Consider the following 25,390-nt stretch of genomic DNA (forward strand, 5'->3'; position numbering starts at 1 on the left):
TCACCCCTGCCTTTCGTATTTCGTAAATGGATCAACGATTGTTAGTTTTTGCGCTTCTGCGTCACTTGTTCCAGCGTAAAAATCGGCCGTGCCGTCCCCTTTGCGAATCAGTCCGCCGCTAAACACGACATCCGCCAAATCCGGACGCTTCGCCGGGCCATCGAGGAAATGGGCTCTTGTGGCGATCAACTCCATGTCCGACGCTTCCCCCGTATCTGGATTGAACGCAAACACCATCGGATAATAATGACGGTTCCGCTCCTGATCGAAACAAGCGATATGGCCCAAGACGCCGACGAGCCCATTGCCAAGCAAATGCACTTCGTTGGCGCCTCCCCATTCTTCATCGGCAAATTGGCCGTCAATCAATGGGGCATTCTCAATCGCCTCCACCGTCAACTCATCGAGCGCACCGATGCGGGTGAAGCCGATTTTTCCGCGTCCGCCTTTTTCCCCTTGCGGACGGGTGAAGACCCCAACCGACCCATCCCGCAGCTCGACAAGACGAATGTCTTTCATCCCGTCGGGACCGGTGAAAAAATGCGCCAATTCATTGATCGTTTTTCCGCGGTAAAACACCGTCCGCCAATACAGCTTCCCGTGAAGCACGGGATGCGGAAACGTCTCCACGCCGCCAAACACGAGATGCCCGTGCACCCGCGAAACAAACGGATCCTGCAAGGCAAACACCGGCGCCCCTTCCCGCGGCACCCATGTCCCTTCACGCTCGACGAAAAAGTATACTTCTGATTGCTCGCTGTCTCTTGCCTCCACCCGTCCGGCAATGACCCACTCGCCATCGTCTTCAAACGGCGCGGAAATGTTGTACACATCCCGCCCCCCAACGCCGGCAAACACGAGCTTCTCCACCCGAAGCGGCTGAGGAGCACGCTGAAATTCCTCAAGCAGTGTCTGGCATGTTTTCATCGTCGGCGTCCTTGTCTGCATAACGTCTCTCCCTGCTCCCTCTTCCTATCATGATGTTTTTATTATTTTAATATGAACTGCATGCCTTCTTTAAAATTCTTGCTAAACAAAAGGAACAAAATCAAAATCGGCAGCGTGAGAAGCACTGAGGCGGCGTACATCGGCCCCGGATATCCGCCGTATGGTCCAAACATTTGCGCCAACAACACGTTTAACGTCAACATCTTTTCGTTATTCACAACAAGCATATCCCAAAGCAGTTCCACCCATCGTTCCATAAAAAGGAACAAGAAAATGATCGTCGTAATCGAGCGCGACATCGGCCAGACAATGCGGCGAATGATGGTGAAATGGCCCGCTCCATCCATCTTTGCCGCTTCGATCAATTCATCGGGAATGCTGCGGAAAAAGTTCGTGTACATAAAGATGGCCCACAAGTTGACGGCCTTCGGCAAGATCATCGCCCAATACGTGTTGTACCAGCCGAAATACCGGACGATCAGAAACAGTGGAATAAGCAAAATGATCGACGGATAAAACATTTGAAACAAAATCGCGTTGTTGACCCATTGTCTCCCTTTAAATTTCACTTTCGACAACGCATATCCAACCATCACGGCCGTCACAAGCATGAGCAGCGTTGACGCCGACGTGACGAGCAAACTGTTGAAAAATGCCCGAAGCCACGGACGCGGCACGACATCTTCGCCGCCTTGAAACAGCCATTCATACGAGCGAAGCGTCAATGACGACGGAATGAGCTTTCGGTCGACCTCATTCCATGGGGCAAGAGAGCCTAACACCATATACCAATACGGAAACACCATGACGAACAAAACGGCAAACGCCAAAACATAAAGCAGTCCGACCTTCCATGTTTTACTCCCAGCCATGTTTGCCACCCCATTTTTCCAACACCTTGCGAAAGACGAAAATCGACGCAAAGGTGACGATCGAATTGATAATCGCGACCGCGGTTCCATACCCCGCATTTAATTTTTCAAACGCCTGGTTGTAAATCTCTAGCTGCCACGTATGGGTCGCATACTCCGGCCCGCCGCCCGTCAACACATATGGCTCCGTGAAAATGCCAAACATCAAACCGACCGCCAAAATCGTCACCGTATAAAACGAAGGGTACAGCATTGGAATCGTCACGTGCCAAACCCGCTTCCAGCCAATCGCTCCGTCAATTTCCGCCGCTTCATACACTTCTTTCGGGATGCTTTCCAAGCCGGACAAAAACAGCAGCGCATAATAGCCGACAAACTTCCACGCCATCATGAGCGCAATGACGAGCGGGGCTAAGATGGGCGAGCCGAGCCAGTCAATACCGATGCGGTGCTGACCAACAATCGGTTCGGGGCGTATGTGGCCGTCCAACATTTGTTGGAGCTCCACCATACCGACATCGCGTTTGTCGGCGACGTCCACTATTCGCCGAGCTATCAAGAGCGGTGTCAACTACCCCCACTTCGCTAACGCGTGAAGTGGGGGCTTGCAACTCCCCAGAAGTTCAAACGGCCTTCGTCCTCCTTCCTTGACTTGGGGTTGCATCAGGGGGCAGGTTGACAACTGCCCAACGACGCAGGTCATGCCTGTGTCGTTCCTTCAACGATGTACTCTATTCCTTTTCGTTGAAGGTTCATAGCACCAATGCGGTCATCGTTTGAGGTGTATCCGCATGTTCGGCAACAAAAGGTGTGTGTACGCTTCTTTCGATTGGCTTTTTCCGTATGACCACACTTTGGACATGTCAAAGAGGTGTAATGCGGAGCAACCACAATCACTTTTGACCCATGCAAACGTGCCTTATACTCTAACAGTTGACGGAACTGATAGAAAGCCCACGATACGGTTTCATATCGGTCATGGATACGTACACGTTCTGTTTTTTCACGAATGCCTGTTAAATCTTCTAATACAAAAAGGGTACGTTCTCCATATTGACGAACGAGTGCCTTCGTGACAGCATGGTTCACATCCGTCATCCAACGGTTTTCTCGTTGTCCGATTGTTTTCAACTTCCGACGCGCAGAAGCCGTCCCTTTTTGCTGGAGGGTTTTTCGCATTCGTTTGTACTTGGCACGCATATGCTTGATTTTTCGTCCGTTAAAAAAGATAGTTTTCCCTTGCGAATCATAAGCTACTGCAAGAAAGTTAACCCCTACATCGACACCGACCACTTGGCGAATGTTGTGTTCATCCACGGTTGGAATCGTTTTGGTCATGGGAATGTGCAAAAAGAATTTGTTATGCTTGTAGACGAGTTTGGCTGTGCCAAACGTCCATGAGCCATCAAAATATTGTTCCATGCCTTTTGGTTCGAACGGTACTTTGATTCGTCCTTCTAGTGTATTGACAGAAAATAACCCTTGAACAATGGAGTAATCTCGATTCCAAACGAGATCATATTCAGGCTTTTTAAAGCGAACCAATGTCCATTCATGACCATTGCTTTTTAGGGAACGGTATCTAGCGATAACCGTTTTAATCACAGATTGCGCCATTTGTGAACGCAAAGCGTAGTTTGATCGAAGTAGACGATAGGTCATGTCGTGTAACTTGGCTTGTGCAAGCACTTTTGTGTCGAAAATCACAACAGATACAGCGTTGCACGCTTGTCGATAAGCGGAAAGGGTGGCTTTCAATACTTCTGCTTGTTCCGCTGTTGGGTAAATTTTGATTTTGGCTGTTAACGTCATGTCCATTTGTCTCACCTCTCTTTCACTAAATATATTATATAATATATTATATCATATATTATATCATATTTTTTTAGTGATACAAAAACAAAAAAAGCGATTCCTCCCCCACTTACTCCCTTTGGTCGTTGAAGTGGGGGTCTCCTCGCCAAAGACGATGAAGGGTACTTATTGGCGCTGAAAGACTATGGAGTGAAACCGAACGAGGAGTGGATGTTCTGCCAGGCGCAAGAGGACGAAACGGTCATCGCAGGCTACATCCGCGAGCTGAAGCGGCAGCCGACCGCCTGGTTTTGCGTCAATGACGGGCTTGGCTTTTTCGTCAGCACCGGCCTGCAGCAGTACGGGCTAAAAGTGCCCGATGACGTTTCCGTCTGCAGCTTTGACAACGGGCAGCTGTCGCAAATCGCGACGCCGAAAATCACGACCGTCGACATCGACCTGAAGCGCTACGGCAAACGAGCGGTGGAATTGTTGCGATGGCGGTGGGACAACCCGAACGAACCTTTTCAGGAAGTGCTATTGTCTACGAAACTGATCAAACGGGAATCCACAGCAGCAAAACCAACGCGCTAGGGCGGGGCTGGCCTTTTGCCCCGCCTGTTTGATTTCCATTCACTTGAAGCCGCTTTGTTTCATTTCCTCAATCTCCGTCACAGGCAATCCGGTCAGTTCGTGAATCGTCTGCGCATCAAACCCTTTCATCAACATCCGTTTCGCAATGTGCCGTTTTTCTTGTTCCGCTCCCTCTTTGCGCCCTTCCTCCCGTCCTTCCTTTCGGCCTTGAATTTTTCCCTTTTGCTCGTACGAAATGATCAATTCCAGCACGCGTTCTTTTTCTTTCGTCTCCATTTGTTCCACCTCGCTTCGAAGCTGTTGTTCTTCTTCATCGGACAGCTTCACATACGTTTCAAAAAAGCCCATCAACAAACGCTGTCTTGCCTCGTCTAGCTCAAGACGCACCAACATGCGCAAAAATTGCTTTTTCAGTTCCACTCGTTCACTTTCAGTATAACCCATTTTGCTAAGCAGCGCAGCCGCCACCGGGTTGTCGGTGCGGATGAATTGGCGCCAGTTTTGCTTACGCAACTCGACAGGGAAAAAGTGAAAGTCAAGCACATCACCGAACGGAAAGGAAAGCGTAAACGAGGAGGGTTCGTCTCGGATGGCATCATAGCTGAATACAGCAATCGGAATGATCGGAGTGCGGTATTTTTCAAACAAGCGGCTGAAGTAAAGAAACATTCTTTCTGGAAATGACGATTGGATGTACGCTTGGTTTTCTACGTGAACAATGATCAATCCGTCTTTTCCTTTGAACTTCGTCTCGACGAGCAGGTCAACGTGGTACTTCTCCCCAGCCGTTACGTCCGTAAACAGCTCTTCGGACAAAAACGACAAATGGTTGAAATCAATATGCTCGTGCATATCCGGAAAGAAGAGAAGCACAAATTCCTCAAAAAACGTCTGCAACAACTCCTTGAACAACCGGTCGTGATCGATCGCCATACATTCACCTCACACGAATACGTTTCGTATTCTCTTTTTCGACATCATCAAGCAAAATCCTGCCGATGGCACAAAAATGGCTGTCCCTTTTCGAGAAGAGACAGCCAAGACGCCGACCGCAATGTGAAGCCCCCTCCATTCCTGGATATGAATGTTTCGCCACTTGCACGCAAGGCCGAAAAGCAGGGGATTCCAAGGCGGCTACATCCCCGCCTTCCTTCCGCCCTCCACCGCCTTCGCCCGGCGGAAACGGGCGATCACGTCATCCATCCCCCCGCTGCCGAACATCACGCCCGCGACGATGAAGAGAAAACCAGCCAACTGCATCCATGAAATCGGCTCACCAAGCAACCAGTGCGCCCCAAGCAACGAAAAGAGCGGATTGAGGTTGATGAACACCGCCGACTCAGCGGGGCCAAGATGTTGAACAGCCTGGTTATAAAACATATGGCCAAGCGCCGTCGCCACGACAGCCGAAGCAAGGAAAATGAGCCAAAGCGGCAACGTACCCTCTTTCAAACTCGATAGGCCGCTCGGCTCGAGCACGAGGCTTAAGACAAACAGCCAAAGCGACCCGAAGACGAGCATCCACCCTGTCATCACCCGCGCCTCGACCGTCGCCTTTTTGATCATAATGAAGCTGATCCCTTGCGCCAAGACGGCCAAAAAGATGTACACATCCCCGATTGACAAATGGCCGAGGCCGCCATCGCCGTTCGCGACGACAAACACGACGCCAAAAAACCCGAGCGCGATGCCAAGCAAACGAAACAACGTCGGCCGCTGTCCCAAAAACACGATCGCCAACAGCGCCGTCACAAGCGGCACCATCCCTAAAACAAGGCCCGCGTTCACCGCCGTCGTCCTCGCGAGCCCCAAAGCTAAAAAGAAGTGATGGGCCACCACGCTGAACAATGCGGCCAAACCAATCTGTTTCGCCTCATTCCAACTGACTTTTTGAAGCTTGCCGATCCCCCATAAAAACAAAAGCACGACCAACCCGGCCGTTAGAATGCGCAGCGCCGTCAACGCGACGGGCGAAAAATGCTCCACAAGAATTTTCAACGCCGTCACGTTCAAGCCCCAAGCAACCATAATGGCGACCAACAGCGCATAAATAAATGATTTCCGCATCGCTCTCTACCTCTCCTGCATCTCTGTTTTCAGCGGAACGGCAAAGGAAAAACGGAGCCCTAAACGCTCCGCCTTTTCACCCGCCTCCAAATAGGACAAACCACCGTTTCTCACGCTAGTGCATCATTTCCAACAACTTCTGCCATCCATTTTACTACACTCTGATGAATTTTTTGACTAAAAAATGCGGCCGTATGTCTATCCTGTGACACATGCCACGGCGCTTCCGCCCTTTCCCTGCCCATATCCGCCGCCCATCGTGCATATGGTATAACAGAGAGGAGAGGAGACCCCATGTTCCCACGCTACCGCCAAAAGACGATCCGAGCCAGGACTGGGGTGGCGGTTCTCACTGCCGTCGCCGTGTTGGTGGCGATCTTGTCTCTGTTTCTTTCGAACGAACGGAACGAGGCAAAGGAAATCGTTGACACGTTTTACCGCTACGAGCAGGCAGGGGATTTTGGCAGCTCTTGGGAGCTGTTTCACCCGCTTATGAAAAAGAAATTCCCAAAAGACGTCTACATCCAGCGCCGCGCCCACGTCTTTATGCAAGACTTCGGCGTCGAGACGTTCGACTACCGCATCGATGAGGTGGAAAAACTGTCGTCATGGTCGATGTCTGATGAGAACAAACCGCTTCACGACGTGTATCGCGTCCGCGTCATTCAGACGTTCCATAGCGCTTTTGGCGTGTTCGAAATCCATCAAGACGTCTTCGTCGCCAAAGAAAAAGGGGAAAAGAACATTTTGTTCCCTTACCGCCCGTAACCCCCAACATCGATGCGGCCCCGATATCGACCGGGCGCCGCTTTCACCGCTCCTTCCATTCCTCGATGATCTCAAGCGTCCGATTAATGCCGACATTGTATATCAACAGCTTAAGCAAGTTTTCCCGCTCCTCTTTCGTAAAAAAGAGATCGCCGTCAATGATCTCAAGCGGGACAGGGGAGAGCTCGGCATACAGCTCGTAATCAACCTTCTGTCCTTCCGGTTTTAGGACAAACGTTCTCATTCGCGCCATCCTCCTTTTTCACCTACACGTTTTGACAAGAAACACCCGTTAGGCAACGCTCCCTATCAAGTATAGACTAACGCACAGCGCGTTCATACGGCATTGGCGGCCGCATGCCATGCGCATGAGACTCTCTTCCCATTTGAGCAACCTTATTCGAATCTTCTCATACACTAATGTATCATCAATCGGAGCTATTTTCTCCATCCAGCGAAAAAAAGGAGCGAAATGCCATGTACAAACATATCGTCAAACACGGGGAAACGATCGCCTCCATCGCCCGCGACTACCGCACATCTGTTGAGGCGCTCCTTCGCGCCAATGGGTTGACCGCCGCGTCCGTCATCTTTCCCGGGCAGGAGATCGTCATCCCCCACCTTCCGCCGAAAGGATCGATTCCCTACACGATCCACATCTCGATCAGCCGCCGCCAGCTGACGTTAAAACACCGGGGACGAACGATCCGCACGTATCCGATCGGCGTCGGCAAAATGGTCACCGCCACGCCTGTCGGCGATTTTGTCATCGTCAACCGCCAGCCGAACCCGGGCGGTCCGTTCGGCGCCATGTGGCTCAGCTTATCCAAAGTCCATTACGGCATCCACGGCACGAACGACCCGTCCTCGATCGGCAAATACGTATCCAAAGGCTGCATCCGCATGCACAACAAAGACGTGCTCGAACTCGCCTCCATCGTTCCGAACGGAACGGAAGTGTTTATCCGGCCGTGAGGGCAAAACAGCGTCATTCATCCGTCTGTTCTGAGTCACAACCCGTTTTATTTTTCAAGAAGATGTCATTCACTCCCACCGAACGAACACCGTGTTTCCGCTCACGATGGCAGCTGACAATCGATCGGGCAAGTAGTATAATTAGGTCAAAAGCGAATGGAGTGAAGACGATGCCAGGCGGGATCTCGCATCACGCCAAAGACATTTTGTTCAAGTCGCTGAGCGCATTGTACCAAAACCAAGCCCTCGATGTATACGGACTTCACGGACTCCCACGGATCAAAGCACTGCTTCCAAACGAATTTCCGTCTGTACGGGCGGATGAACGGCGCGCCGACACCGTGTTTCTTCTCGAAGACGATTCCATTTTGCTTCTGGAGTACGAAAGCAATGAACGATTTCTCGACAACCATTTAAAGTATCTTGATTATGCCTGCCGCATCCTTCACACATACTATCAACAGGAAAAACGAATACGCCCGATTCGCATCGTTGTGATCTACACAAGCGATGTCACGAGCGCCCGCGAACAGCTTGACGCCGGCGATGTGTTTCTTTCATCCAAAGCGGTGTTGCTTGGCGAATTCAACGGCGATGCGATTTTCCATGCCATTGAAGAAAAAGTCCACAACGGCGAACCGCTCACTCCGGAAGAAACGATGAAACTCATCCTCGTGCCGCTCATGCACACCCGCTTCGACCGGCAAACGATGATCGAAAAAACGATCGAGCTGGCGAAAGCGATCGGCGACGAACCGAAACAGCTGCACATCATCGCTGGCGTTCTGACCGCTACAGACAAATTCATCGACCGGTCATACGCCGAAAAAGTAAAGGAGTGGATCAAAATGAACAAAGTGTTTCGCCTGTTAGTCGAAGAACTTGAACAAGAAAAAGAAGAAATGTTGAAGAAAGTGATGCAGGAAAAAGAACAAGCAGTGCAAAGAGCGATACAAGAAAAAGAACAAGCAGTGCAAAGAGTCATGCAAGAAAAGGAGCAGGCGATCAAGCAAACGGAAAAACGGAAGGCCATCGAAATCGCCAAAAATTTGCTTGATGTTCTTCCCATTCACGAGATCGCCAAACGAACCGGCCTGACCGTCGCCGAAGTCGCCGACCTTGCAAAGGAAATGGACAAATAGGCAGCACAAAAGAGCCGCAACCGCGCGGCTCTTATCACTGGTCTTTTCCCTATGGCTCTTGGCGTGTGGAACAAGCAACAGTCGGACTTTTCCCTTGGCCTTTGGCCGCCAAAGCGAGCGCACTTCCCAGTGTGTCAATCCCTCTACTCGCCGCTTGCCAATCGCTGACGGGCTTCATCCGTTAACAACAAATACGGACGGCGTTTCCCCTCCTCCTGGCGCACCACTTTCTCCGTCCACGGGTGAAGCAAAAACAGCCCTAACTTTAGACGGAATTCCGGGTCCACCATTTTTTTCCGCACGCCATCTTCATGGGCGATGAGCTTCTCAATCACATTGACCATCGCCTTCTTGCTTAGAAACACATCCTTCTCCTTCGAACTCAATCGCACAATAACCCCCTCATCGGAAAACGAAACAACGCGAAACGCTTCCTTCCCTTTGAACGTCGATACCATTTTTCCTTCGTACAGCTTATCCAGCAACGACTTCCACATTTCCTCCGCAAACAGCCGTTGGTTCATGCCCTCTCCCCAACGATAACAAGTGCCTTTTTCCGTCCCCCTACCCCTGCACAGCTTCCGATCCAAACGAACTTCGCATATCGGCCAGTTGCACCGCCAGTTTTTCCAATTCATAAATATTCTATTTCCATTTGTCTGCTGTCCAGCAGCCAATGTATCTGTTCCTGTTTTTCCACCAAGTTTTCCCCCTTTGATCTCCCTGCGAATACGTCGTTCCAAGGCATTTGTTCCTTTTCCTTGAAACTTGAAATATAAACCAAAACCTCTCCCCTACAACATCCTCCCGTCCCGCTCACTCCACTTTCTTACCCATCACCCGCTCGATCATCGCAAGCAGAGCCAGCCTTCTTTTTTCAAAAAACTGGTCAAAATCATCCGCTCTTATCGATGCCACATCAATGACATGCGTTTGCAGGATGTCATCCAACACCGCTGCCGAAACGCCTTTCCTCTCCTCTAGTTTCTTCAAATATACACTTGGAGCATCACGGCCAATCATCCGATTCGTTTTATAGGACAATGGGGTTTTATTCATAATGCAATCGTACTTCGCTTTCTCAATCCCCCGTTTTTCGCAATAGTCACGAGGGAAAATATGGTGAATATCAATCGATTCGCCGTAATACGTCTGAATATCGATCGGCACCCCAGATAAGAAATCCCGCGCCCCTTCCCTCATGAGCAATGCGTGCAACCCTTTATAAGCGGCGCTGTTTCGCGTGCGCAGCGTGAAGAGGCGATCAGCGGCGAAATGGGCATCCCGCACCGTCGTCGGCTCCGCACCGCCGCGAATCCATTCGACGACTTCCACCACGTCACGGGCAATCCGCGTCTCCGTCGCTCCTCCATACAATTCACCCAATACACCGCACCAATACCAACGGGCGATTCGGTCACGGACACAAACATTGTGCGCCTCTTTTCCCAGCTCGACAAAAATGGCCGCCAGCGGGATCAACTGGGTGCCGTACGGCAAGTCGCGCGCGGAAAACACATGTTGCTCATGCAAAAATTGAGCCGCCTGAATAAACCCTTCCGTCACCCGATCCGCCCATCTTTGGTAATCCGCCAACGTCAACTGCAAGATGTCGCGCCGCTTGCAGCTGACCGCCACGCCGTCCCCCGCTTTTCGTCGATTGTACGTGGCCAACAACGCAACTGCCTGCAGGAAGTCGGTGCTGCTGATATCGGCCAACACTTTGTTGTAAATTTCTCCAGATCTCTTTAATTTTGCTTCCTTCTCTTCCCAATCATCCCTCAGCTTGAAATCTTCCGCCGCAAATGTGGCGGTAAGAAGCTCGAAGACGGTCAGAGAGACGCCCCCCGTGTTTACATTCTCAAAAACTTGGCAAACCGCCTCTTTCGGAGTCGGCTTCCGAAGCATAATAACAGGCACTTGATATTGCTGAAAACGGGGAAATACGTCCGTCATCAACTTTTGCCACTTCAATGACCGTTCCGCAATTTTCGTTGAATCCGAAAAATAGCGCGTCTGCCACGCCAACAACCCCGCAGGATCGAAAAGCAAATTCACCGGAAGCATTCCCGCTTCGCATTCTTTCTCCAAGTCAGAACAATCAAGAACAACCCTCCCTCCCGGTCCGCGAATGATCCGGTCTTCCGGAACACTGACGATCGTCTCTTCTCGGTCGACGTTCGGATCTAACATTTTGTCAATGTCAATATAGTAGAACCGTTTGATTGCCTTGTCTCTCTTGTCTCTTGTCGCTACAGGCGCTTTCAATTTCAATGATTGAAACAACGCCGTCAGCCGCTGTTGACCGTCAAGAATCAGCCGTTCCGGTTCCACTTGGTTCACGTTATCGACCCCTTCGATCGGCCTTGAGGCAAAACGGACATTCGGATTTCCCGTCTGGAGCATCATCACCGCACCGATCGGATAAGAGAGAGAAACACTGATCAACAAATTCCGAATCCGCTCGTCATCCCAAACCCAGCCTCTCTGAAAATCAGGAAGCTGTGTTCGACATTCCTGAATGCTTTCAAGCAAATCAAGCAAACTTTCGACCGTACTGTCAAACGTGGTAATCGTGCTCATATCCTTCCCCCTCGTTTCATGAAAAACCCTACACTTCCATACGATTCAATCGACCAATATGCCATCATCCAATGCATATTCCTGTTGCTTTCCAAAAAACACTTTATTCTTTCGACAATGGCATTCTTTTTCCTCCTGCCGCGCAGCGTTTGACAGAAACATCCCCCAGCCAACGAAAATCTGTGGTTGAATATAAAAACAAAATATTGTATATTTATAAATATACAATGACGATTGATCGCGAGGGATCCAAATGCAAATCGACCATGCCGTCACGAGCGATGTCAAAGACATGCACGCGCTCATCCAACACTATGCGGAAAAAGGATTGGTGTTGCCCCGCTCGCTGCTGTCCATCTACCAGCACTTGCAATGCATGTATGTCGCCAGGGAAAACGGTCAAATCGTCGGCACCGCTGGGCTGCATATCCTAGGGCACGATCTCGGGGAAGTGCGTTCGCTCGTCGTATCTCCTGAGCATATGGGGAAAGGAATCGGCCGCCTGCTCGTTGAACATATTGCGAACGAAGCGGCCAGACTCGGGGTGAAGCGGTTAATCTCCTTCACGTACCAAGTGGAGTTTTTTCGAAAATGCGGGTTTGAGATCGTAGATAAATCAACACTGCCGGAAAAAGTGTGGATTGACTGTGTCAATTGCCCGAAACTCGACTGTTGCGATGAAACAGCCATGATCAAATACATTTGACCCTCCTCCCACCCGCATGGCGGGAAAGGAGGGAGAGCCCTTGGAAAAACCTTTTTTCCTCCGCTGTTTCGCTCTCTATACCCTTAACTAAAAACGAGTATGTTCGAAACTGGAAGGCTGGTGATTTCGTGAAAAATCGCGGAAAACGGAATCTCTTCTCAAATTGAGAAGTCCTGTAAAATCAACGCTTCTCTTTCAGCCGAAAGCAACGGGTTCGGCGAAATCGGTCGTTTTTCACCAGCCCTCTAGAAAATAAAACCGCTTTGCCCCCGGCTCGTGCGCCCCATCCGCATTAAAGTAGCGAAGGATGATATAGTTGAGTCCATGCCAGAGGCAAAATCGGCCAAAACTAATGGATTTGTTCGTTAATCATATGAAAATTAATATTCACCGGTATAAACTTCTTTATACTCTCAATATCCCGCTTCTTGTAGTCCATAATCACAATGCCAGTAATGACCTCATCCTCTTCAGAAAACCGGATAAACACACCAGGAGCTGCTTCGTCATCGTACGACACTTTTGGTTCGCCCAAATAAATATAAAGAACATCGTGATCATAGTCATAGGAGTATTTAACGTTTTCCTGTAAATTTTGGACGAACATAAATCGCACCTCCTGTCTCTTGGTTTAACCTGCTTTTGGCGATGACGGTAACAACGTCACCATACGCTTCATCTTCATGGTCGACAATAACGACCAATGCCTTTAGCGACTTAAACTTAGGCAATTGCACAAGATCTATATATTTTTGTCTTGTATCATGCTGATCGTCCGGGGTATTTGGCAATATAAAACAAGGATCTTGAATGACGCTCTTGACCATATCTTCTTGGCCTATAAACTCTTCCCTTGTATGATCCCCACCAACAATATGATAATTCCATGTTGTGCTTTTGAGCCGCACCTCTCTGCCTAGAGGGTCCTCAGTTATAAATATGTAGTCTGTATTGATCTTGTTACCTTCCATTATTGCTCACTCTTCACACCAATAATACCTAATTGCGAAAGTTCCTGAATCTTTTCCTCGCTTGGTGGGGAAGGGATTTCACCGAATATCTCTTCATACTGCTTAATGTAATTCAATAACAAATAGGCAAATTGTTTGGCGTGTTGTGGGCTCATAGTAACCTTTCCGAGGTATATATTTCCATCGGGCGATTGCTGTTGAAGATTAAGGATAATATCATGAAGACTCATACTTAAACTAATGGAATTACAATAAACATTGAAGGGTCTCTTTTCCATATTCCCTTCCATATACCTTTCCTCTCCCCTTTAAAACGGTATTGTAATTATATTTTACACCTTAAAGAATTTTCTTGCACTCATTTCATTAGGGAAACCGCTGTATATAGAAAATGCCTATAAATAAACCGCCCCACCAAGGGGCGGCCTAATCATCGTCCTTTCCGCTGATGCCATTTCCACGCGCTTTCGATGGCTGACAAGTGACAGGCAGCCTCACCCCCTCACAAATTCAGCATATTTTTTCTTCCGCTCTGTTTTTGTTCCTGAAAAGTAATCTAATCATGCATCCATATTCATAAATTTCGGGGGCAGCGATTTGGGATGCATATACAAATAAACTCTCCATCGGTAAAGTTCCGGCGCATGCACCATATGAGCTTCTACAGGATTGAGATGAATATATCGACTCACTTCCAACATTCCACTGTCATTGTCAATCCATTTACCATAATAACGTTTTTCAAATACATGTCCCGTCAAACGATAGCGAGTATTATAATAATTCGCATACCGTTTGTTCATGAGCGCCATGACTTTCGAAATCGGCTCCTGTTTTGAGCGCAGCTGCAGGTGAAAGTGATTCGTCATAAGGCAATATGCGGCTACTTCAAATGGGATTTTTTCGTGAAGCTGGTGGAGGATATGAAGAAAAGCGAGAAAATCATTTGTTTCCTTGAATAGGGGATCACGCCGATTGCCGCGGCAAACGATATGATAAAACCGATGGGGCACCCAGATCCGCTTTTGCCGTCCCATTCTTTTTACCTCGCTGTTGCCTGTTGCTTCGTATATGTTTTCAGCCATCTTAGCGTCATCGCTTCCCAAAGCGATTCATCCGCTATCTCTTCGGTTCCCTTTAAATCGGAAATGGTCCTTGCCAGCCGAATGATTTTCGTTTGTACACGATTGCTCCATTGATGCTGGGATGCCCATTGCTGCAACAGAAGTTGCTGCCTTTTGGCAAGCGGGCTTTTTTCCATTAATAACTCAAAAGGAACACGCCCATTCGTTATTTCTTTTCCGTAACGTTCATATTGCTTTCTTCTTGCTTCTTCTACTCTTTTCCTTATGGTTTCCGAAGATTCCGAAACCCTCGTTTCTTTGGTGAAATCAATGACTTCCAATGACAATAAAACATCCATCCGGTCATAAATCGGCCCGGAAACACGATTTCGATACGCTTGAATTTGTTTCGGACTGCATGTGCAATAGCGCGTTCTTGAGCCTAAATATCCACACGGACACGGATTCATCGCCCCAAGCAAAATAAAGTCCGCAGGATATGTCACCGTCGACGAAATACGGCTAATCGTCACTTTCCCCGTCTCTAACGGCTGGCGAAGCATATCCAGCGTCTTTTTCGCAAATTCCGCCATTTCATCGAGAAACAAAACACCGCGATGTGCCAGCGACACCTCGCCAGGCTTTGGGTGCGTTCCCCCGCCAATTAAAGAAACCGATGAAGCGGAATGATGCGGATGACGAAAAGGCGGATGGCCGTTCTCGATTTTTTCTCCTGCCAGCTGGTACAAACTGATCACCTCTAACTGCGCATCATGAGTAAGGCTCGGCAAAATCGTCGGAAACGTTTCCGCCAACAAACTTTTCCCGCACCCAGGCGGTCCAACCATTAACACGTGATGTCCGCCTGCCGCTGCGATCTCCAATGCTCGCTTTGCTTGATGATGGCCAATAATCGATTGAAAATCCCGATGATGCTTTCGCGGGGAGTCTATGATTTCAGGAGTGCGAAAAGCTGGGAATAACGAAAGAACACGTTGTCCTTGCAGATATTGCACCGTTTCTTCCAATGTCTGAACAAAGATACAATCGAGATCTTTCAAATGATGAAGCGGAAGTGTGGGATCATACGGAAGGTATACTTTTTGAAAACCGAGCTTCTTTGCCGCCAATATCGCTGGAAGCATGCCATCCACCGGCTGAATCGCTCCATCCAACGATAACGAACCTAAAAACGCTGCATCCGGGGAAACCGGCGCTGTCAGCTTGCCCATTGCCTTCAAAATCCCAATCGCCATCGCCAAATCAAACATCGGGCTATGCTTTTTCCGCTCCGGCGGAGACAAATGAACAACGAGCCTTTTATCAAAAAAGTCGCATCCGAAAGCATAAAGCGAAGCAAGAACACGTTCCTTTGCCTCTTTCACCGACGCATCCGGCAACCCAACAATCACCATCGCCGCAATCCCAGGCACCTCCTGCACCTCCACCTGCACCCGATACCCTTCTAACCCCCTCAACCCAATGCTTAAAATCTTCACCGTCACTCATCCATCCCTCCCAATCACAGAACATTAGTTCTCACCCATCATTGTAATACCCTCCCCTTTATCTTTCAATTACCAATATTTCGACAAATTTCGGGTGGTGAGCGCCACTTCCGGATATCGCGAAAACGCTGCAAAAAGACGACAGAGTGGATGTCATTGCCTGGATGGAAAAAGAATCCGTGCACGTCATATCTGGAGTTCGGCCGGGAAGACTCATTTTTAAACCGAATGGGCCATTGGTGGATGAGTATGAACAATCGTGGGATCTAGCAGGAGATGCAGGCGTTTTGAATCTTACGGTAAAGAACAATAAGATTTTTTATGATGAATATCCGGATGCACTGGCCCGATTGTACAGCTCGCTGACTTCTCATGGAGGAAATTATCTTGTTGCAAGTGCTAAACCGGGATTTGAATTTATCGGTGAAGGCTCTCCAACTCATGTTGGAGGAGCAAGCCACGGGGGGCTTCATAAACAAGATTCGCTAGTGCCGATGATTATAACTGGCACCGATTCGTCCCCAAAACATTTGCGCATTATTGATCTAAAAGATTAGATTTTAACAATGATTGATTGATGAAGACGGGCAATTCAGCCTCCCGCTGACAACACTCATTCAGCAGGAGGCCTTTGTATTTCCTTCACCTTTCCACTATGCCATTTCTATGCGCTTGCAATAATTTCTTCAAGCGAATATTCCGCTTCTCAGTCCAGTTTCCTTATCCATCTTCTCCGATGAGGCGACAAAGCACGTCGGAGCGCTCAGTCAGTCGTTGGATTCCATGACGGCTTTGCGACTGGTCCCTTTTTCATCTGTTTCAACGACTTCGTTGGCGGAATAGCCTAAGCCGTTGCCGAGGGTTATAAATAGCCATGGCAATGGATCAAGCCATCCCTGCTAATGTTAAATCTTTGACAAACTTCGAAGCACGGCAGGTATTATCCCATAACAGGGGCTAATTCATCCAATGTTGCACCTTGGAAAGAAGGAATCTCGCACTCAAAGGCTACTTTCAGCCACCAATGAGGAGTTGATTTTTCATTCATATACACAACACGAACAGAAGGGTTCGCTCCATTTTCTAACAAGGAAAAGACGGCCTTACTATAAAAGGCTGGAACATATCCAAGCTTCTTCCCTCCGTGAGTATAGATAGCAACAGCATGGGGATCATAAGTGTTTGTTGGTTCTTGTACTAATTTCAACGTTTCGTTAATGGCTAGCCATGTTGCCCAATTTTGAGGAAGATTTTGATAGCGCATGCCATGAACAAAAAAGCTGACACACAGCTTTCCATCGTCTTCAAGACGCAGCGGTTGCTCAAAAGAATAAGTGTCGCTGGCTAACCGCCCACGTGTTTGTTGAAGCAAGTCCATCTTAGTGGAATTCTCATCCAGACCTAAATCGGACAAAATGGCTTTAAAATCCGCACGATCTGGTGACGGCAATCGGCGTTCAAACGCCGGAAACAGCTCCTTTGATCGATATATTTTAGTTGGGTCTGGGAAAGCCGGATGCAACATATACCCGTTATTCAATGCATCTTTCAGTTTTCCGTGACCAGAGGCATTATAGGTGTAAGTGAACTCATAATAGCCATCATAATGAGAAAGAGTTCCTATATGATAAAAAGAACGGGTTTTAGGATTTTGCCAAACCACTAAAAGTGTATGAACTTTTTTCATGTTATTGATCATCCCTTCCAATCCACTCCAATATTTTCTTTCTTCGAAAAGGCACTATATTCAATAACCAGTCTTTTTGTGCCTCGCTTAAAATATCTAATGATTGAATAAAATCAGAATACCTTATTAAATCAAATTCAACTAACTTTTGGATACTTTGATTAAACTCATCTGTAAAGTTTTTACTAATATATGTTAACAAGTCTTTAGCTTTGACCTTTTTCTTTTCAAATATACCCGCCTTAACCCTTGTTTTTTCCGTATATTTGTTCATTTCTTGGGGATTCGAGACCATTTGTATCAGCTTTTCATCTTCAAATCGAAACCCTAAAGAAGCACCGTTATCATAAATGGGAGAGAATTTTGCTCCTGTTTCAAGAAATAGCAATTGCCAATTAAATGGGTGCCTATCTTGATTGCCAATAAGAATATCAAACAATTGCATATCTATAAACTCTGATTTTATGGTCTCCCAATACACAAATTTCTTCATTATTTTGAATCCAGCATCAATGAGTTCCATGTCCTTCAACGAGGATTCTTGGAGCTCCTTATAATCGTCGACTAGCGCTGATAATAAAACTCCACCTTCTTCAGTCATTTTTGCATCATATTCCTTTACAAAATTTCGTAGAAGACATCCTCTTCTACCGTTTCTGGTTACAATCTCAACACTCATCATTTCTAAACCAAATATAGCTCCAATTTCAGCGGCAATTAGTTCTGTAATATCCTCCCAAGAAACTCCTTCTTTAAACTGCCGCGGGTATTTTATAAGATAATGTATTTTCTCTGGAGATATCAATTCCTCTTTCTCCAGTGTACTTTTTCTACCATACCCGACTCGTTCCCACTTACTGACATCTCTCAACAATGCTAATCGTTCCTTTTTCGTACAATCTTACTATGTATTTTAACACTAAATGATGCAAATTTATCATTCATCATAAAATTACGGCGTAACGATTTAAAATTTCGGTCATCAAAAACCAAAAAAGGACAATATGATTGGAAACTATTTTTTAAATATTTACTGATTCATTGATTTCTATTTTTGTTGGTTCCACATTTGCGTAATATTTTGGACGATAACCTTGGAGGCACACTTTTTTGATTACCCCATTCTCAACAACAAATGTTAAATCCTCAATTTCCTGTAGTGTCCCAGTTAAAATGAGTTGTTCTACCACTTTTCCTCGGATCTGTTCCATAGTGTAACCTTTTTCTTTCAAGATACGCAAAAGGTTTGAAATCACTTGTATCTTTGCATTAGAGGGGTTTATAATCATACTTTCTAACAATACGGAAGAATGATCATACCGAGGTAATTCTTCACCAAATAATATTCTCCTTACTCGCAACATAGCAATATCATCCGCTGATAATCTTTTTCCCATCAAATTGATAGACATTTCAGGAAAGGTAAATGAACTATAGTCCCCCAAACTTACTAGGGTTATAGTAACTGTTGTATCCTCCTTTTGGGATTCAACACGAATATTTTCAATCGTAACCATATCAGCAAAATTTCGGACTGAAAGAGCATATTGACCGCTATTTTGTTGCATCAATTTTAACGTTCTTTCCGTTTTGCTATCAGGATTCTTCAATACCAATTCATATGTGCCTGCTTTTGGTTCACGGTATTCGTCATATTCGCAAGTTAAATCACCTAACCAAAAATACGCTCCTGAAGAATTTACGATTTTCGTTTCAATAGCTGGACTCGTTCCGAAACTTTGACCTTCTCTTTTCACTACTCTTTTTAATAATAACGGTTTCCCTGTGAGGGTGCTTTTCATTACAGGTGTTTGATCCTTAAACTCTTCAGCAACTTTTTTGCTTACATAGGAGTACAAATTATATACATCAATCTCACCGTTTGCATCAGCAGCTTCGCCTTCCAACCCTCTAATGAGATAATCCGTAAAAGCACCGTGGCCATTTCTGTCCCACGCCCATTGATTTGACGTACATGCAGCGATCAATACTTTCCCCGACCCTTTTACCTCTAGGCCTCTTACCATTTCATGTTGTATATTTCTTGCAATGGCACCACTATGACAAGTATCAAAAAACGCCAGTACAGTACTAGCAATAGTATGATCAATCAAATCTCTTACATCTGTCATTTTAATCATGGAATCTTCTGGATTATAAGCATCGCCATCGAAAGGAACAAAATAACCTTCATTATTATGCAAAAAGCCATGACCTGCCCAAAAAAGAAATAATATATCATTTGGAGAAGCATCTTCAAAAAAGGACGTTAAAGCGGAGTGTAATATATTCCGCTTTGCAATGTTCCCTTGAAACACCTCTACATTTTCTTTTTTAAAAAACGACGGAGGTTCTAACAACAATCTTTTTATTTCACTAACATCATTAACTGTATTAGGAAGAGGGGAAGTATTTAAATATTGGTCTACTGCTATAAGCAAAGCTTTATAAACCATTGTTGATCACCCTATCGTATCAACATCTGAATTTGATTTTTGTATGGCAATAGAGATATGATTACGAACAATCTACAAATTGGAACTGTAACCCAACACCATCACTTTATATTCAGAATCGATTATAAAAATTTGTATTTACGACAACCAATTAACAGTCGGAACTTCATAGACAACAGTAGCTACATTCAAGAAACAACAGGCATAATCCCTATTGAATTCCCCAAATTTCCATCGCCTTTTTCACCAGTTTTTCTTGTCTTGAGAGAATCTGATTCTTTGTCCATTCCTTTTCCTCTAATATTTCTTTCGTAAGATCAAACGATACTTTTTTGTTTCGTTTTTCGTAAATTTCCTTTTTACGGTCAAATGAATAGTATTGTGCAGCAGAATTTTTCACACCGCTCAATAAAGTCAAATTTCCAAGCTTATGAACCAATTCTTGATGAACATCAGGCGTGAAACCTTGGATCCAATATTCATCTTTTAGCTTTTGCGGAAGGATGTGCTCCACCGTAATTCGTCCATGGAATTGTTTTACCACGCTCTGATCTTGGCTTTCTTGTTCCAAGCGAAGGAGTATTGCTTTTACAGCAGGAGAATGGTAAATATCCGCACGTATCAATTGTTCAAATTCTTTATTATCCGCATATTTTTTAACCGTTTCAATCAGTTCATCCGCTGAACATCCTTTATTGATCAAATTAATCACTTGATAATAAACCGTATTTCGTTTTGTTTTGCCAAGCCGGCGAACCCAGTTTTGGTACGTGATTTTTTCCATTAATTCAACAAAATCAGCGAATTCCATATCCGGCACCGGTTTATTTAGAAACGCAAGCACAGGAGGTATCCACTCATCATGAGCAACCCGATGGAGGGAAGAGATGAGTTTTTGCGTCTTAAGATGATTATCGAAATCGTTTTCCATAATTTTTTCATAATGATGAGCCGATCGTAGGAGAAATTCAGCGAAACGAGCGGGAGCTTCTTTATATTCTTCAAGGATCTCATCAAACTCTTGATAAAGAATTTCCTGCTGCTTGTTCCCTTTGATCGAAGTCCGCAAATGGCTTAAGAAATTATCTAACTGCCGAATGCCAACGATATTCTCCAGTTCATTCCAACATTCTTCCACTCGGCTTCTCTCAAGAGGCTTGTTTTCACAATATTCAAACAGCCGGTTTTTTAATAAATCCCCGTTGGAAAGAGACATTCCTCTCGCATTTAAGACATTAAAAAGCCGGTAGGCGGAGGTAAAGTTATCGGTGACCACAAAGACAACATATACATGTTCTAAAATATAATTGACCAACCGCCGCAACTCGACTTCGCTGAATTCTGAAACTACTTGTTTGATTTCAAGCATATTGTCATAAAACTTCGCTTGAGTTTCACTCATTTCTTGTGCAGAGCTTATATCTTCCCCCATGAGGATATACTTTTGAAAAAATGCTTGATCTTGCTTTCTGACTATCAGGCGAGGCTGCTCCGGTTCATCCGTATAAGGGTTTACCGGCATAATTCGTTTTTGAATATCCTCTACACTAGAAGGATGCGTGATCAACTGCTTCATAACCGCAAAAATAATATTTAAAGTCGTTAACCGCTGCTGGCCGTCTACGACTTCATAACGGCGGTTGCGTTCTTTTTCAATCGTAATAATCGATCCGATAAAGTATTCAGGGTCATTACGCTGATAAGCTTGGCAAATATCTTCTATCAACTCGCGCGCATGGCTTTTCTCCCAAGAATACGGCCGTTGATAAGGAGGAATTTCATAAATTTTGTTTTCCGTCAGTATCTCGTTGATCTTTTTTTCACTTGCCTCCATTTAGCATCATCTCCCCCAGTAGCCAGATTTACTTTTACACATACATCTATAATACAGATTTTACGTTTTTACAACTCTCCCCTTATTCACACATGTTGACCCCAACCGTATTAATGATTTCTTCTCAAAAACCAATCCATATCATAGTTTTGTAATGATTGAGGAAGAAATTTTATGTAAAAAAGGATTCCTCGTAAGCGAAGATAACAAAAAGCAATCTTGAAGCATCTATGGGGTAGTTATGGAGAAGTTCACCAATGAAATGGATGCAGCGGATATAGCTAGAAGGAGAAAGCAGAGGATCTCTATAACCATGATGCAAAACATAGAGGGAATTCGTAATTTTACATTTCAGAACATATCCGTCGTAAATAAATTCGCACAAACGAATAAAGCAATCCCCCACATGCGTCAATAACCACATTCGCCAAAAGCGCCATCCTCCCCGGTTGAAACGATTCAGTTCCTTCTTCCGTTTTTGAATATAAATCATTTTTCCATCCACTCCAACTCCTCCAGCGACTGGACATCTTGAAGAATGTAGCAAATCGTCTTTTTCACGGACTTTGGCAACTATTGAAAGGATAGCATACATACCTCCCAATACTACTTATAATTATCCCCTTTAAAAATTTGTTTTAACTGATGAGCAAGCTCCTGAACCATGTCTTTTGCGGTAATATTGGCGGACAATTCCCCGCGTTGATACGCTTCGATTAATATATGTTTGAAACGCTCGGTTTCCAACCGCAACGGCTTTTTCTCCATGACAAAAGTCACCTCCAAATCGAAAAAAATAAATGCAGCCTCCCGCCGAACAGCTGCAACAGGAGGCTCGCAAACAGTTATTTTTTAATCGCTTTGATAAAGACATCAATAACCCGTTTTTGTTCGTCGATGGTCATGCTGGAACCAGACGGCAAACAAATGCCATTGGCAAACAATTCATCCGAAACGCTCCAACCTTCCTGATGCGGGTAATACGTTACCCCGTTAAACAGAGGCTGCAGATGAAGCGGCTTCCATACAGGACGTGCTTCAATATTTTCCTCCGCAAGCACGTTGATAATATCCATTGGCGTCACGCCAAGCGCTTGCTGGTCGATCGTCAACGTCGTCAGCCAGCGGTTGGACATCGTACCTTCGAGTTCAGGCATAAAGTGAATGCCTTCGATATCCCCTAACGCTTGCACGTAACGATCAAAAATCGCCCGTCTCGCCTTCACTCGCTCGTCCAACACTTCCAACTGCGCCCGACCGATTCCAGCGACGATATTGCTCATGCGGTAGTTATAACCTACTTGGCTATGTTGATAATGCGGAGCCGGATCGCGCGCCTGAGTCGCCAAGAAGCGGGCTTTTTGCAACGCTTCGACATCATCGGAAACCAACATTCCTCCGCCAGATGTGGTAATAATTTTGTTTCCGTTAAACGAATAAATGCCGAACTTGCCAAACGTGCCACTTTTCTTCCCTTTATATGTAGAACCAAGCGACTCCGCCGCATCTTCGACCACTGGCACTTGATAGTGATTGCAAATCGCTAAAATTTCATCCATCTTCGCACTTTGGCCGTATAAATCAACAACAACCACCGCTTTCGGAAGCTTGCTTTCCTTCTTCGCCTCTTCCATCGCTCTTTCTAACGCCAACGGAGACATATTCCACGTATCAGGCTCCGAATCGATAAAAACAGGCTCTGCTCCTTGATACAAAATCGGATTGGCACTCGCGATAAACGTCAATGAGGAACAAAAAACTTTATCCCCTTGTTGAACATCCAACAATCGCAACGCAAGATGAATCGCCGCTGTCCCCGAACTAACTGCGGCCGCACCCTTCGAACCTACATATTCCGCCAACTCTTTTTCAAACGCATCGACATTCGGGCCAAGCGGCGCAATCCAGTTTGTTTCAAACGCTTCTTGAATATACTTTTGTTCATTCCCGCTCATGTGGGGAGGGGACAAGTAAATTCTGTTTTGTTGTTTGTTTGTCATATTAAACACCTTCGGTAGTTATTAAAAATTACTAAACGATTTAGGCCTGATTGGCTTCATCATGAAATTTAATAGGTTTCGCAGGTACACCAACCGCTGTACAATGTGGAGGAATGTCCTTTACAATGACTGCTCCCGCACCGATAATAGCGTACTCTCCCACACTGACTCCTTGAATAATTGTTGCGTTCGTACCAAAGTCGACCCCTTCTTTAAGACGTACATTACCGGAAATAGATGAATTAGGAAGGATAGTAGTATAGTCTTCAATAACAGTATCATGACCAATAGTACAATTAAGGTTAACAATTACAAAATTTCCAATTTCGATATTGCAAGTTAATATGTTTCCTTCACATATAATATTCCCCATCCCTATCTTATTCGTATTAGATATCCTAACACCAGGATGAATAATATTAGGAAATTTTATATGAGAATAATCTTTAAGTTTATTATAAATTAATTTTTTTACTCGAGGAGAACCAATTCCAATAACTACATTAATTTCTTGATTAAGAGATAATAACCATTCAATTGTTCCTAATACGGGATATCCGTTTAGAATTTTGCCTGTATTTTCAGGGTTGTCATCTATATATCCTTTTAAATTCCATGTGACTTTCTTCTCATTAATTATTTCAATTAAATATGCAACCTCTCGAGCAAAACCACCTGCTCCATAGATAACAATATCTTGCATAAAGTAATCTACCTCACTTTACTTGATGTTTTTGAGATACATTTCCTGCAAACTTTTCCATTGTAACATATTCCGATTGATTAATACCTTCCTTTTTTAAGACTTTAATCACGGTAAGAAACAATATTTTTATGTCCAACCAAAAAGTGCGATTATCGACATACCAAACATCCAGTTTAAATTTTTCTTCCCATGAAATCGCATTACGTCCATTCACTTGCGCCCAACCAGTAATGCCTGGTTTTACTTCATGACGACGAGCTTGCTCTGGTGTATACAGTTCTAAATATTCCATCAGTAACGGTCTAGGTCCTACGAGACTAATATCCCCTTTCAACACATTAAATAACTGCGGTAACTCATCCAAACTAAATTTCCTAAGAAACTGCCCAAACGGTGTCAGTCTTAGATGATCAGGTAATAGCTCTCCGTTTTCATCTCGTTCGTCTGTCATCGTGCGAAATTTATACAAGTAAAAAGGTTTGCCATGCAACCCAGGACGTTGTTGTTTAAAGATAACGGGAGATCCTAGTTTATAGCGAACAAGTATTGCAGTTACCAACACGACAGGCGATAAGATGATTAAAGCGATGAGAGAAACGACAAAATCAAAACTCCGTTTTAATATAGTTATCACCTCGTTTCTTTGAAATTAAAAATTAAACCTGACAAACAAGCCAAACTATAAAAGCTCTTTCACTGTAACTATTCAGCCACA

Annotated in this window: 27 protein-coding genes and 3 pseudogenes; 7 read left to right on the plus strand and 23 right to left on the minus strand. The window is 45.5% G+C overall.

Going from position 1 to position 25,390, the window contains the following annotated elements; genetic code table 11:
- From DI44_RS00735 to DI44_RS00725, 3 genes and pseudogenes are all read right to left on the minus strand, one after another.
- Window positions 1–948 (minus strand): DUF1861 family protein, encoded by a 948-nt coding sequence (locus DI44_RS00735; protein ID WP_013146551.1) that lies wholly within the window; start codon window positions 946–948, stop codon window positions 1–3.
- Between the two features lie 41 nt (window positions 949–989).
- Window positions 990–1,820 (minus strand): carbohydrate ABC transporter permease, encoded by an 831-nt coding sequence (locus tag DI44_RS00730; RefSeq protein ID WP_011232742.1) that lies wholly within the window; start codon window positions 1,818–1,820, stop codon window positions 990–992.
- Window positions 1,807–2,259: pseudogene (locus DI44_RS00725) on the minus strand (sugar ABC transporter permease); the annotation flags it as partial. The pseudogene DI44_RS00725 and the gene DI44_RS00730, both read right to left, overlap by 14 nt.
- 3 nt (window positions 2,260–2,262) lie before the next feature.
- Here DI44_RS00725 and DI44_RS19545 point away from each other — a divergent pair.
- Window positions 2,263–2,391: pseudogene (locus DI44_RS19545) on the plus strand (LacI family transcriptional regulator); the annotation flags it as partial.
- Window positions 2,392–2,519: 128 nt separating this feature from the next.
- Here the strand turns inward: DI44_RS19545 and DI44_RS00720 are convergent.
- The gene (locus tag DI44_RS00720; protein ID WP_033026532.1) at window positions 2,520–3,638 is read right to left on the minus strand and encodes an RNA-guided endonuclease TnpB family protein; all 1,119 of its coding nucleotides are present in this window, start codon (window positions 3,636–3,638) and stop codon (window positions 2,520–2,522) included.
- A 153-nt stretch (window positions 3,639–3,791) separates the two neighbouring features.
- Between DI44_RS00720 and DI44_RS00715 the strand changes: the two are divergent.
- A pseudogene (locus tag DI44_RS00715) lies at window positions 3,792–4,208 on the plus strand (substrate-binding domain-containing protein); the annotation flags it as partial.
- A 39-nt stretch (window positions 4,209–4,247) separates the two neighbouring features.
- On the opposite strand, the gene DI44_RS00710 reads toward DI44_RS00715, so the two are convergent.
- Window positions 4,248–5,141, minus strand: coding sequence for an Rpn family recombination-promoting nuclease/putative transposase (locus DI44_RS00710; RefSeq protein ID WP_033026534.1), 894 nt, complete (start codon window positions 5,139–5,141; stop codon window positions 4,248–4,250).
- A gap of 201 nt (window positions 5,142–5,342) precedes the next feature.
- Window positions 5,343–6,275: a DMT family transporter gene (locus DI44_RS00705; RefSeq protein WP_011232747.1), complete on the minus strand. Its 933-nt coding sequence runs from the start codon at window positions 6,273–6,275 to the stop codon at window positions 5,343–5,345.
- A 294-nt stretch (window positions 6,276–6,569) separates the two neighbouring features.
- On the opposite strand from DI44_RS00705, the gene DI44_RS00700 reads away from it, so the two are divergent.
- Window positions 6,570–7,043, plus strand: a complete 474-nt coding sequence (locus tag DI44_RS00700; protein WP_011232748.1) for a hypothetical protein — start codon at window positions 6,570–6,572, stop codon at window positions 7,041–7,043.
- A 43-nt stretch (window positions 7,044–7,086) separates the two neighbouring features.
- On the opposite strand, the gene DI44_RS00695 is transcribed toward DI44_RS00700, so the two are convergent.
- Complete coding sequence (locus tag DI44_RS00695) at window positions 7,087–7,287, minus strand: hypothetical protein (protein WP_011232749.1); 201 nt, start codon at window positions 7,285–7,287, stop codon at window positions 7,087–7,089.
- A gap of 233 nt (window positions 7,288–7,520) precedes the next feature.
- Here DI44_RS00695 and DI44_RS00690 point away from each other — a divergent pair, with 233 nt between their 5' ends.
- Together DI44_RS00690 and DI44_RS00685 are read left to right on the plus strand one after the other, a co-directional pair.
- Window positions 7,521–8,018, plus strand: coding sequence for a L,D-transpeptidase family protein (locus DI44_RS00690; protein WP_011232750.1), 498 nt, complete (start codon window positions 7,521–7,523; stop codon window positions 8,016–8,018).
- Window positions 8,019–8,188: 170 nt separating this feature from the next.
- The gene (locus tag DI44_RS00685) at window positions 8,189–9,160 is read left to right on the plus strand and encodes a hypothetical protein (RefSeq protein ID WP_033026536.1); all 972 of its coding nucleotides are present in this window, start codon (window positions 8,189–8,191) and stop codon (window positions 9,158–9,160) included.
- A 143-nt stretch (window positions 9,161–9,303) separates the two neighbouring features.
- Here the strand turns inward: DI44_RS00685 and DI44_RS19550 are convergent, their stop codons facing one another.
- Both DI44_RS19550 and DI44_RS00675 read right to left on the minus strand, forming a co-directional pair.
- Window positions 9,304–9,684: a hypothetical protein gene (locus tag DI44_RS19550; RefSeq protein ID WP_225995682.1), complete on the minus strand. Its 381-nt coding sequence runs from the start codon at window positions 9,682–9,684 to the stop codon at window positions 9,304–9,306.
- A gap of 292 nt (window positions 9,685–9,976) precedes the next feature.
- On the minus strand, window positions 9,977–11,743 hold the full coding sequence (locus DI44_RS00675) for a DUF262 domain-containing protein (protein ID WP_023634265.1): 1,767 nt from the start codon (window positions 11,741–11,743) through the stop codon (window positions 9,977–9,979).
- A 253-nt stretch (window positions 11,744–11,996) separates the two neighbouring features.
- Here DI44_RS00675 and DI44_RS00670 point away from each other — a divergent pair, with 253 nt between their 5' ends.
- On the plus strand, window positions 11,997–12,449 hold the full coding sequence (locus tag DI44_RS00670; RefSeq protein ID WP_023634264.1) for an N-acetyltransferase: 453 nt from the start codon (window positions 11,997–11,999) through the stop codon (window positions 12,447–12,449).
- A gap of 349 nt (window positions 12,450–12,798) precedes the next feature.
- Here the strand turns inward: DI44_RS00670 and DI44_RS00665 are convergent, their stop codons facing one another.
- The 5 genes from DI44_RS00665 to DI44_RS00645 all read right to left on the minus strand — a co-directional run bounded on the left by DI44_RS00665 (window position 12,799) and on the right by DI44_RS00645 (window position 15,989).
- Complete coding sequence (locus tag DI44_RS00665; RefSeq protein WP_011232755.1) at window positions 12,799–13,056, minus strand: DUF2283 domain-containing protein; 258 nt, start codon at window positions 13,054–13,056, stop codon at window positions 12,799–12,801.
- Window positions 13,025–13,420 (minus strand): hypothetical protein, encoded by a 396-nt coding sequence (locus tag DI44_RS00660; protein WP_033026539.1) that lies wholly within the window; start codon window positions 13,418–13,420, stop codon window positions 13,025–13,027. The genes DI44_RS00665 and DI44_RS00660 overlap by 32 nt, the downstream gene beginning before the upstream one ends.
- Window positions 13,420–13,710 (minus strand): DUF3467 domain-containing protein, encoded by a 291-nt coding sequence (locus tag DI44_RS00655; protein WP_020755204.1) that lies wholly within the window; start codon window positions 13,708–13,710, stop codon window positions 13,420–13,422. Before DI44_RS00655 ends, DI44_RS00660 begins: the two co-directional genes overlap by 1 nt.
- A 270-nt stretch (window positions 13,711–13,980) precedes the next feature.
- Window positions 13,981–14,457: a transposase gene (locus DI44_RS00650; RefSeq protein ID WP_033026542.1), complete on the minus strand. Its 477-nt coding sequence runs from the start codon at window positions 14,455–14,457 to the stop codon at window positions 13,981–13,983.
- 5 nt (window positions 14,458–14,462) lie between these two features.
- The gene (locus DI44_RS00645; protein ID WP_033026545.1) at window positions 14,463–15,989 is read right to left on the minus strand and encodes a YifB family Mg chelatase-like AAA ATPase; all 1,527 of its coding nucleotides are present in this window, start codon (window positions 15,987–15,989) and stop codon (window positions 14,463–14,465) included.
- A 149-nt stretch (window positions 15,990–16,138) separates the two neighbouring features.
- Here DI44_RS00645 and DI44_RS18460 point away from each other — a divergent pair, with 149 nt between their 5' ends.
- On the plus strand, window positions 16,139–16,549 hold the full coding sequence (locus DI44_RS18460; protein WP_223812556.1) for a nucleotide pyrophosphatase: 411 nt from the start codon (window positions 16,139–16,141) through the stop codon (window positions 16,547–16,549).
- A gap of 383 nt (window positions 16,550–16,932) precedes the next feature.
- Here DI44_RS18460 and DI44_RS00640 read toward each other — a convergent pair whose 3' ends face one another.
- From DI44_RS00640 to DI44_RS00610, 9 genes are all read right to left on the minus strand, one after another.
- Window positions 16,933–17,679 carry an HIRAN domain-containing protein gene (locus DI44_RS00640; protein ID WP_011232761.1) on the minus strand — a complete coding sequence of 249 codons (747 nt, stop codon included), beginning with the start codon at window positions 17,677–17,679 and terminating at the stop codon, window positions 16,933–16,935.
- A gap of 1 nt (window position 17,680) precedes the next feature.
- Window positions 17,681–18,553 carry a HipA domain-containing protein gene (locus DI44_RS00635; RefSeq protein WP_014196909.1) on the minus strand — a complete coding sequence of 291 codons (873 nt, stop codon included), beginning with the start codon at window positions 18,551–18,553 and terminating at the stop codon, window positions 17,681–17,683.
- 148 nt (window positions 18,554–18,701) lie between these two features.
- The gene (locus DI44_RS00630) at window positions 18,702–20,135 is read right to left on the minus strand and encodes a caspase family protein (protein ID WP_011232763.1); all 1,434 of its coding nucleotides are present in this window, start codon (window positions 20,133–20,135) and stop codon (window positions 18,702–18,704) included.
- A gap of 211 nt (window positions 20,136–20,346) precedes the next feature.
- Entirely contained in the window at window positions 20,347–21,969 is a 1,623-nt protein-coding gene (locus tag DI44_RS00625; RefSeq protein WP_033026547.1) for a DUF262 domain-containing protein, read from the minus strand.
- A 172-nt stretch (window positions 21,970–22,141) separates the two neighbouring features.
- Window positions 22,142–22,474 carry a hypothetical protein gene (locus tag DI44_RS18465; RefSeq protein ID WP_241766404.1) on the minus strand — a complete coding sequence of 111 codons (333 nt, stop codon included), beginning with the start codon at window positions 22,472–22,474 and terminating at the stop codon, window positions 22,142–22,144.
- Window positions 22,475–22,575: 101 nt separating this feature from the next.
- On the minus strand, window positions 22,576–22,737 hold the full coding sequence (locus tag DI44_RS19265) for a hypothetical protein (protein WP_198527204.1): 162 nt from the start codon (window positions 22,735–22,737) through the stop codon (window positions 22,576–22,578).
- Between the two features lie 77 nt (window positions 22,738–22,814).
- Window positions 22,815–23,969 carry an aminotransferase class I/II-fold pyridoxal phosphate-dependent enzyme gene (locus tag DI44_RS00620; protein ID WP_033026550.1) on the minus strand — a complete coding sequence of 385 codons (1,155 nt, stop codon included), beginning with the start codon at window positions 23,967–23,969 and terminating at the stop codon, window positions 22,815–22,817.
- Window positions 23,970–24,009: 40 nt separating this feature from the next.
- Window positions 24,010–24,672 carry an acetyltransferase gene (locus tag DI44_RS00615; RefSeq protein WP_033026552.1) on the minus strand — a complete coding sequence of 221 codons (663 nt, stop codon included), beginning with the start codon at window positions 24,670–24,672 and terminating at the stop codon, window positions 24,010–24,012.
- A gap of 13 nt (window positions 24,673–24,685) precedes the next feature.
- Complete coding sequence (locus DI44_RS00610) at window positions 24,686–25,306, minus strand: sugar transferase (protein WP_050483861.1); 621 nt, start codon at window positions 25,304–25,306, stop codon at window positions 24,686–24,688.
- Window positions 25,307–25,390 lie beyond the last annotated feature (84 nt).

Source organism: Geobacillus sp. CAMR5420 (genome assembly GCF_000691465.1).
Lineage (GTDB): Bacteria > Bacillota > Bacilli > Bacillales > Anoxybacillaceae > Geobacillus > Geobacillus thermoleovorans.